The organism is Pseudothioclava nitratireducens, from assembly GCF_029210495.1.
GTDB lineage: Bacteria > Pseudomonadota > Alphaproteobacteria > Rhodobacterales > Rhodobacteraceae > Pseudothioclava > Pseudothioclava nitratireducens.
Genome location: NZ_JARGDK010000009.1, coordinates 106893 through 114143 on the forward strand (window position 1 = coordinate 106893; position 7251 = coordinate 114143).

Genomic DNA, 7251 nt, shown 5'->3' on the forward strand with positions numbered 1-7251 from the left:
ATATCCCGGGGGTGAATGGCGCTCTGCGCCAGAGGGGGCAGGGCCCCCTCACGGCTCGCCTTTCACCCCTCGATGACCAGAAGGTCGCCCGCGTCGATCCCCAACTCAACCCGATCCCCGACTTTCGGCGGCGCAATGCGGTTGGTGTTGAACGTATCGAAGGCGAGCGATTGCCCACCCAGATCAGCGCGCAAGCGGATCACCGAGCCAAGGAAATCCACCTCGGTGATCGTCCCGCTCAGAGCGGTGTCATGCGTGCCGCGCCCAAGGCTCACCATCTCGGGACGCAGGCCCAGCGTCGCGGTCGGGCCGGGCAGGGGCCGGTTCAGCGCGATCTCCGTCTGCCCAAGCGTCACCCGCCCGCTCGCCGGATCGAGAACCCGCGCTTCGAGCGTGTTCAGCGTGCCCACGAAATTTGCCACGAAGCGGGTGGCGGGGGCGTTGTAGATCTCGAACGGCGTGCCGACCTGATCCGCGATGCCCTCGTGCATCACCACGACCCGGTCCGACATCGACAGCGCCTCTTCCTGATCGTGGGTCACAAAGATCGTCGTGATGCCAAGGCGGCGCTGGATCTCGCGGATTTCGTTGCGCAAAGAAACGCGGATCTTGGCGTCGAGCGCCGAGAGCGGTTCATCGAGCAGCAGGACCTGCGGACGCGGCGCCAGCGCGCGGGCCAGCGCCACGCGCTGCTGCTGCCCGCCCGATAGTTGGAACGGATAGCGTCCGCCCAGATCCGACAACCCGATCAGGTCCAGCATCTCAGCCACGCGCGTGTCGATCTCAGATTTCGGAGTGCCCTTCACCTTGAGGCCAAAGCCCACATTCTGCGCAACCGTCAGGTTCGGGAACAGCGCATAGGCCTGAAACACCATGCCGATATTGCGCTGGTTGGGCTTGAGGCGCACGACCTCTTGCCCGTCGATCCGGATTATGCCCGAGGAAGGCGTCTCGAACCCGGCCACCATGCGCAGCACGGTGGTCTTGCCGCAGCCCGATGGCCCGAGCAGCGAGATGAACTCGCCCTTCTCGACGCTCAGGTCGAAATCCTTCACGACGCGGTTCGCGCCAAAGGATTTCTCTAGGTTTTCAATCGTCAGAAAGGACATCAGCCGGCCGCCTTGGTGTGTTTCGAGAAGCGCGTGACAAGCTGGAAGAGCCCCATACAGGCCCAGGTGATGGCAAATGCGATCACGGCCAGTGCAAAGGGCTCATAGGCCTTGTTCGCGCCCATGAGTTGCAGATAAGGCCCGAAGGCCGGTCGGTTCAGAAGCGCCGCCATGGTGAACTCGCCCATGACGATGGCGAAGGTCACGAAGGCGCCCGACAGCACCGCCACCAGCACGTTCGGCATGATGACGCGTGCGAGGATCAGCACCCAGCCTGCGCCAAGGCTCTGCGCCGCTTCGGTCAGCGTGCGCACGTCGATGGCCCTCAGCCCGGTATCGACCGCGCGATACATATAGGGCAGGGAAAGCGTCGAATACCCCATGAGCAGCAGGAAGTTGGTGCCCCAGAGCGAGCCTGTTAGCGGCAGCCAGCTTGAGGTGTTATACAGCCGGATATAGCCGAACACCGTGACGATGGCCGGGATCACCAGCGGCAGGAGCGTGATGAACTCGATCAGCGGCCGAATTTGGGGCAGGCGCAACTGCACCCAAAAGGCCGTGGGCACCACCAGCAGCACGCCCACGGCGATGGTCATCAGCGACATGATCACCGAATAGCCGAAGGTTTGGCGGAATTGTGGGTCGGCAAGGACCTTTGCATAGGCGTCGAAGCTGTATTCTCCGCGTCGCATCGAGAGCGAAAACTCGGTCATGCCGATCAGCGGCAGGACAAAATAGGTGACCCCGAGCAGCAAGATGGCCCAGGCTGCGAACTTCTTCATTTGAGCCACCTCTCGGCGCGCAGCCGCAGCCAGATATAGATCACGTTGGCCGTCGCGGTGACCACGATCATGCCAAGCGCCATCGCGTAGCCCAGATGCGGATTGCCCAGCACATCGCCCCGGATTTGCGCGAACAGCATGATCGGCACGATGTTGAGGCTCGACCCGGTGAGCGCGATTGCCGTGGCCACGGCGCCAAAGGCGTTGGCGAACAAAAGCGCGAAGGTGCCAAGGATCGAGGGGAACAGGATCGGCAGCGCGACCATGCGCCAATATTGCGCCCCCGTGGCGCCGAGCACCTGCGCCGCTTCGCGCCACTCGCGCTTCAGCCCGTCAATGGCGGGGGTGATGATCAGGATCATCAGCGGGATCTGGAAGAACAGATAGGTAATCGTCAGGCCCCAGAAGGACAGGATGTTGAACCCCATCGCGCGCAGGTTGATGCCGAACTGCGTCTTGAGGAACACCGTCACAAGCCCCAGCGGCCCAAGCGTCGCAAGGAATGCGAAGGCCAGCGGCACGCCCGCGAAGTTGGAGGCCACCCCCGAGAAGGTCAGCAGCGGCGAGCGGATGCCTTTGGGCAGACCGCCAAGGATCACGGCGGCCGCCATCAGAAAGCCCACAAGGCAGCCAAGCGCCGAAGAGGCAACCGAGATTTTAATAGAGATCCAGTAGCTGGACAGGATCGAAGGGGTGAACAGCCCCGCGATATTCTCGAAGGTAAAGCTGCCATCGGCGCGCTGAAACGCGCCAAAGACGATCTTCATCGTGGGCGCGAACAGAAACAGGATCACGAAGGCCGCGAAGGGCAAGAGTCCGAGCCATGTCAGCGAGGGCCGGAACCGGCGCATCCGCGGCGGGGGCGCTGCGGGCTCTGCGTCGGGGGGGGCAAGAGAAGTTTCGGTCACGCGGGTCTTTCAGTCGGTGAGGGACGAAGAAGGAGCCCCACCCCGGCGCGAAACCGGGGCGGGAGAGCGGGGCCAGTGGCCCCGCGCAAGGCGTTACTGAACGTTCGCGCCCACCACGGCATCCCAGCCGCCAGTGACCACTTCCTTATTGGCGTTCTGCTCGTCGATCGTCGGGAAATAGGCCGCCTCATAGGCTTCGGCCGGCGGCAGCGCGTCGAGCAGCTCTTGCGGGATCTTGCCCGCTGCCGACATCGCGTTGAAGCGTGCCGGGTGGCAATACCCCTTGAGCCAGGCGGTCTGGCCCTCGTCGGAATAGAGATACTCCATCCACAGCTTGGCCGCGTTCGGATGCGGCGCATGGGCCGAGATGGCCTGAACATAGACACCCGCCGTCACGCCGGTTTTCGGCACGACGATGTCAACCGGCGGGTTGCCGTTCAGCTCATCACGCCACGACAGCGCATTATAGTCCCACGCCAGAACGATCGGCGTCGCACCCTGCGCAAGCGTCCCGGCCTTGCCGATGACGGGGACGAAATTGCCGTTCTCGTTCAGGGTCTTGAAGAATTCGAGGCCCTTCTCGCCCGACTCCGCCCCGGCGGCGCCACCTGCGGCCATACCCGCCGCCAGAACGCCCATGATCGCCTGGCTCGAGGCGCGCGGGTCACCCGCAAGCGCGACTTGCCCGGCATATTCGGGCTTGGTCAGGTCGGCCCAGTCGGTGGGCGTGTTATCGACCAGATCCTTGTTCACCATGAAGGACATGACGCCGTAATAGTCGCCATACCAGTAGCCATCGGGGTCTTTGATGCTTTCCGGGATCTCGTCCCAGGTGGCGACTTTGTAGGGCTGGATCAGCCCTTCGTCCTTGGCGGCGGGGCCGAAGGCGAGGCCCACGTCGATCACGTCGGGCGCCTGCGGGCCGGTGTTGCCGATATTGGCGCGGATCGCCTCAAGCTCGTCCGCCGAGCCCGCATCCGGGTTCAGCTCGTTCACGGTGATCTCGGGATACTTCGCCTTGAAGCCCGCGATCACATCGCCATAGCCGCACCAGCTATGGGGCAGGGCGATGGTGGTCAGCATGCCCTCTGCTTTTGCGGCAGCTTCCAGCGCGGCCATGTCCTGCGCCTGAACCATGGCGCTCGTGGCGAGCAGCGCCGCGACACCCGCGAGACCACCGGTCAGCCAGTGCTTTGTAGTCGTATTCATAGATCAACTCCCCATTGAGTATCTGAGCCAGCGCGGGTTGGCCGCGCGTGACGCACTTACGCGCCTTATTGTGACAGTCTCGCGACATGGCGCCTTGTCCGGCAAATCTTTTGACCGGCTGGGCAAGATTTGCCCGATTCTGAGGTTCGCGCAACAATTCCGTTACAACCCCGTTACATTGCCTGTGCCTTGCCCGGAAAAGTGGCGTTGCCGGGGGCAGGCATGTTCTGGTCATTGCGCAGGGATGACAGAATCCCCGCGCTGTGTCAGCATGCAGGGAAAGGAGGACCGCCATGACCGAAATCACCAAGGATTTCAACGGGCAGACTGTGATCTGCACCTTCGAAATGACCCCGGCCACCGCGAGTGAACTGATGGAGGCGCTTCAGGACGCCTATGAGCATTGTATCCGCCACCAGCCCGGATTTCTGGGCGCGGGGCTGCATATGAACGATGCCCAGACCCGGATCGCCAACTATTCCAAATGGGAGAAGCGCGGCGATTATCAGGCGATGCTGCGCACCCCCGAGATGATCGAGCGCAATCGCAAGATCAATCAGCTCTGCCGCAGCTTCGAGCCGGTTATGTATGATGTGATGGACAATTTCTGAACCTCTATCGGACAGCCGGAGCCCGCGCCTGCCACGGGGGCTTTAAAGACGTGCAATTCAGGGCGACTCACCCTATGCTGCAACGCAGCATCGGGGGATTTGTATGTCGGGACTGGTAATCACGGTGGCCCAGCAGAAGGGCGGCGCGGGCAAGACGACGCTCGCGGTCAATCTGGCGGTCGCGCTCTTGCGCGAAGGGCGCTCGGTCGCGCTGCTCGACACCGACCCGCAAGGGTCGCTGGGGCGCTGGTTCATGCAACGCCGCGAGGCGCTGGGTGAGGCGGGGCTTGAATTCTCGACCTCCTCGGCCTGGGGTGTCAGCTACGAATGCGAAAAGCTGCGCAAGCAGGTCGATGTGGTCATCATCGACACCCCGCCCAAAGTGGACAGCGATCTGCGCCCGGCCCTGCGCGAGGCGGACCTGATCCTCGTGCCAGTCGCGGCAAGCCATGTCGATCTCTGGGCGACCGAAGGGGTGCTCGATCTGGCCCGGCGCGAGGGGAAACGCCCGAAGATCGTCCTGAACCGGACCAAGTCCAAGACCCGTCTGGGCGATCAGGTGCGCGATGCCGCAACGCAGCTCGAGGCGGACCTCGTCGAGGTCACACTTGGCCACCGCGTGGTCTTTGCGGAAACGCTGGGGCAGGGGCTGGGTGTGCTTGAAGCGCCGCGCAAAGGGGCCGGTCACGCCGAGGTGACCGCCCTCCTTCATGCGCTGCTCAATCTCGAATGATCAGCCCGTATAGGCAAGGCTGCCCGCATCGTCATGGATCAACGCGTCGAGCGCGGCGGGATCGCTGATCTCGATTTCCTCGCGCCCCGATCGCACGCCGTGGCCTTTCAGCCGACCAAGTGCGCGCGACAGGCTCTCGGGTTTTATTCCGAGATAAGACGCGACCAGCCCTTTCTCGAACGGCAGCAGCACGACCAGTCGTCCCTCACGCAGCCGGGCGTGGCGGCGCAGGAAGCAGCCGACGCGCTGAATCGCGGTCTGGCATTTCAGCGACTCGAGTTGCTCGTTCAGGGAATCGATCTGATCGAAGGAATTCGTCAGCAGGATGCGCCCGAAATCGGGATCGGAGGCGATCGCCTCGCGCAGCAGGGCGGCGGGGATACACAGCACCGTCGCCTCCGAGGCCGCATCGGCCCCGGTCTGGTGTTGCCCGTCGCGCAGGCAATCGGCAAAGGCCAGCGTCTCGCCCGCAGTATGCATGCGGATGATGGCTTCGGAGCCATTGGGCAGAATGCGATACAATTTGATCCAGCCGAACACGATCACAAAACACTGGTCCGCATGGGTTTCATGCAGAAAAAGGCTGTCGCTGCGGTCGAGGCGCCGCAGGCTTGCGGACTCAACCAGTAGTTTTCTTGTATCCGGTCTGGCCTTGGACAGGACGGGGCACCGTTGTGCCGCGTGGGTCAGGTCGGGTTTCATGTTCGCGCTCCAGCAAAGATTGGAACGTCCTTGGATGCAGCGAATCCGCATGCGTTACTTTGACACAGGTCAATTTCGCCCAATCGGTCAGGAATTTCATCGAATGGTCATATGCCAGACCATCTTGATCAGGGCCGCCGACTCGCGCAGATGGGCCCGCAGCCTTGCACCTTTTGCAACGGCGGTGGCGGGCGGTCCCTCGCTTTGGGCGCGCAGTCCAAGGTGGCGCGCAATCAGCCGCGCTCGCAACTGGTGGTAGCGGTCGGTCACGAGGATGACCGGACCCAGATCAGGGCAGATCGCACGCGCATGGGCTATATTTTCCCACGTGTTGACAGAGCGGTCCTCGCACAGGATGGCGTCCTCGGGGACCCCGCCTTCGCGCAGAATGCGGGCCATCACCTCGGCCTCGCTTGGCGGGTGCCGACCCATGCCGCCACAACAGATGATCCGGTCCACGCGCCCGGCGCGCCAGAGGTCCAGCGCGTGTCGGGTGCGCCGTTCCAGCGTGGGCGAGGGGCGCCCGCCGGGCCAGACCGCCGCGCCGAGGATCAAGGCCGTTCGAAGCGTCATGGCGGCACGCTAGGCGCGTGCTCTCTGGACGGCAAGCGGGGATGCGCTATCCTCTGAGCGATCAGGGAGGATTTCAGAATGCGTTATATCTTTGCCGCCGCGCTTGTCGCGCTTGCTACCCCCGCCATTGCGGACCCCGTCAATATTCGTCCCGACACCGCCTCGGTCACCGTTCAGACCGAGGATGGCCCGGCTGAAATCTCGCGCATTCAGGACAATGCGAATGAGCTGTCGGGCGAATGGGCGCGCACCTCGCGGCCCTGCCCGAATTTCTGTATCCAGCCAATGACGCCCGCGCCCGGTGTCACCACGATCGGCGAGATCGAGCTGCTGGAGTTTCTTGAAACCGGCTCGGCCACGGTGATCGACAGCCGCGTGCGCCCCGATTACGAGGGCGGCACGATTCCCGGCGCGATTTCAATGCCCTATAACGAGATGTCGACCCGTTTGGGCGAATTGGGCTGCGAACCCGATTTCGAAGGCTTCGAATGCCCCGCCGATGTCAAACCCGTGGCGCTGTTCTGTAACGGCCCGTGGTGCGGCCAGTCGGTAGCGTCCACGGACGTGGTGTAAATTCAGCGCCGTCTTCGGTGTAATCTCAGGTGGCCATCGAGGTGTATGGTC

9 protein-coding genes are annotated in these 7251 nt (G+C 63.3%); 3 read left to right on the forward strand and 6 right to left on the reverse strand.

Annotated elements, in window-relative coordinates:
• Positions 1–62: 62 nt before the first annotated feature.
• The 4 genes from P0X85_RS11625 to P0X85_RS11640 form a co-directional block, all read right to left on the reverse strand.
• Positions 63–1109: an ABC transporter ATP-binding protein gene (locus tag P0X85_RS11625; protein WP_275813282.1), complete on the reverse strand. Its 1047-nt coding sequence runs from the start codon at positions 1107–1109 to the stop codon at positions 63–65.
• The gene (locus P0X85_RS11630; RefSeq protein WP_275813285.1) at positions 1109–1891 is read right to left on the reverse strand and encodes an ABC transporter permease; all 783 of its coding nucleotides are present in this window, start codon (positions 1889–1891) and stop codon (positions 1109–1111) included. Before P0X85_RS11630 ends, P0X85_RS11625 begins: the two co-directional genes overlap by 1 nt.
• A complete protein-coding gene (locus P0X85_RS11635) occupies positions 1888–2742 on the reverse strand; it encodes an ABC transporter permease (RefSeq protein ID WP_275813320.1) in 855 nt (284 codons plus the stop codon). Before P0X85_RS11635 ends, P0X85_RS11630 begins: the two co-directional genes overlap by 4 nt.
• A gap of 150 nt (positions 2743–2892) precedes the next feature.
• Positions 2893–3936, reverse strand: coding sequence for an ABC transporter substrate-binding protein (locus P0X85_RS11640; protein WP_275813323.1), 1044 nt, complete (start codon positions 3934–3936; stop codon positions 2893–2895).
• Between the two features lie 365 nt (positions 3937–4301).
• On the opposite strand from P0X85_RS11640, the gene P0X85_RS11645 reads away from it, so the two are divergent.
• Positions 4302–4619 carry an antibiotic biosynthesis monooxygenase gene (locus tag P0X85_RS11645; RefSeq protein WP_275813288.1) on the forward strand — a complete coding sequence of 106 codons (318 nt, stop codon included), beginning with the start codon at positions 4302–4304 and terminating at the stop codon, positions 4617–4619.
• A 103-nt stretch (positions 4620–4722) separates the two neighbouring features.
• Positions 4723–5352 carry a ParA family partition ATPase gene (gene parA / locus P0X85_RS11650; RefSeq protein ID WP_275813291.1) on the forward strand — a complete coding sequence of 210 codons (630 nt, stop codon included), beginning with the start codon at positions 4723–4725 and terminating at the stop codon, positions 5350–5352.
• On the opposite strand, the gene P0X85_RS11655 is transcribed toward parA, so the two are convergent.
• Positions 5353–6054 (reverse strand): Crp/Fnr family transcriptional regulator, encoded by a 702-nt coding sequence (locus P0X85_RS11655; protein WP_275813294.1) that lies wholly within the window; start codon positions 6052–6054, stop codon positions 5353–5355.
• A 96-nt stretch (positions 6055–6150) separates the two neighbouring features.
• A complete protein-coding gene (locus P0X85_RS11660) occupies positions 6151–6627 on the reverse strand; it encodes a YdcF family protein (RefSeq protein ID WP_275813297.1) in 477 nt (158 codons plus the stop codon).
• Positions 6628–6705: 78 nt separating this feature from the next.
• On the opposite strand from P0X85_RS11660, the gene P0X85_RS11665 reads away from it, so the two are divergent.
• The gene (locus tag P0X85_RS11665; RefSeq protein ID WP_275813301.1) at positions 6706–7200 is read left to right on the forward strand and encodes a rhodanese-like domain-containing protein; all 495 of its coding nucleotides are present in this window, start codon (positions 6706–6708) and stop codon (positions 7198–7200) included.
• Positions 7201–7251 lie beyond the last annotated feature (51 nt).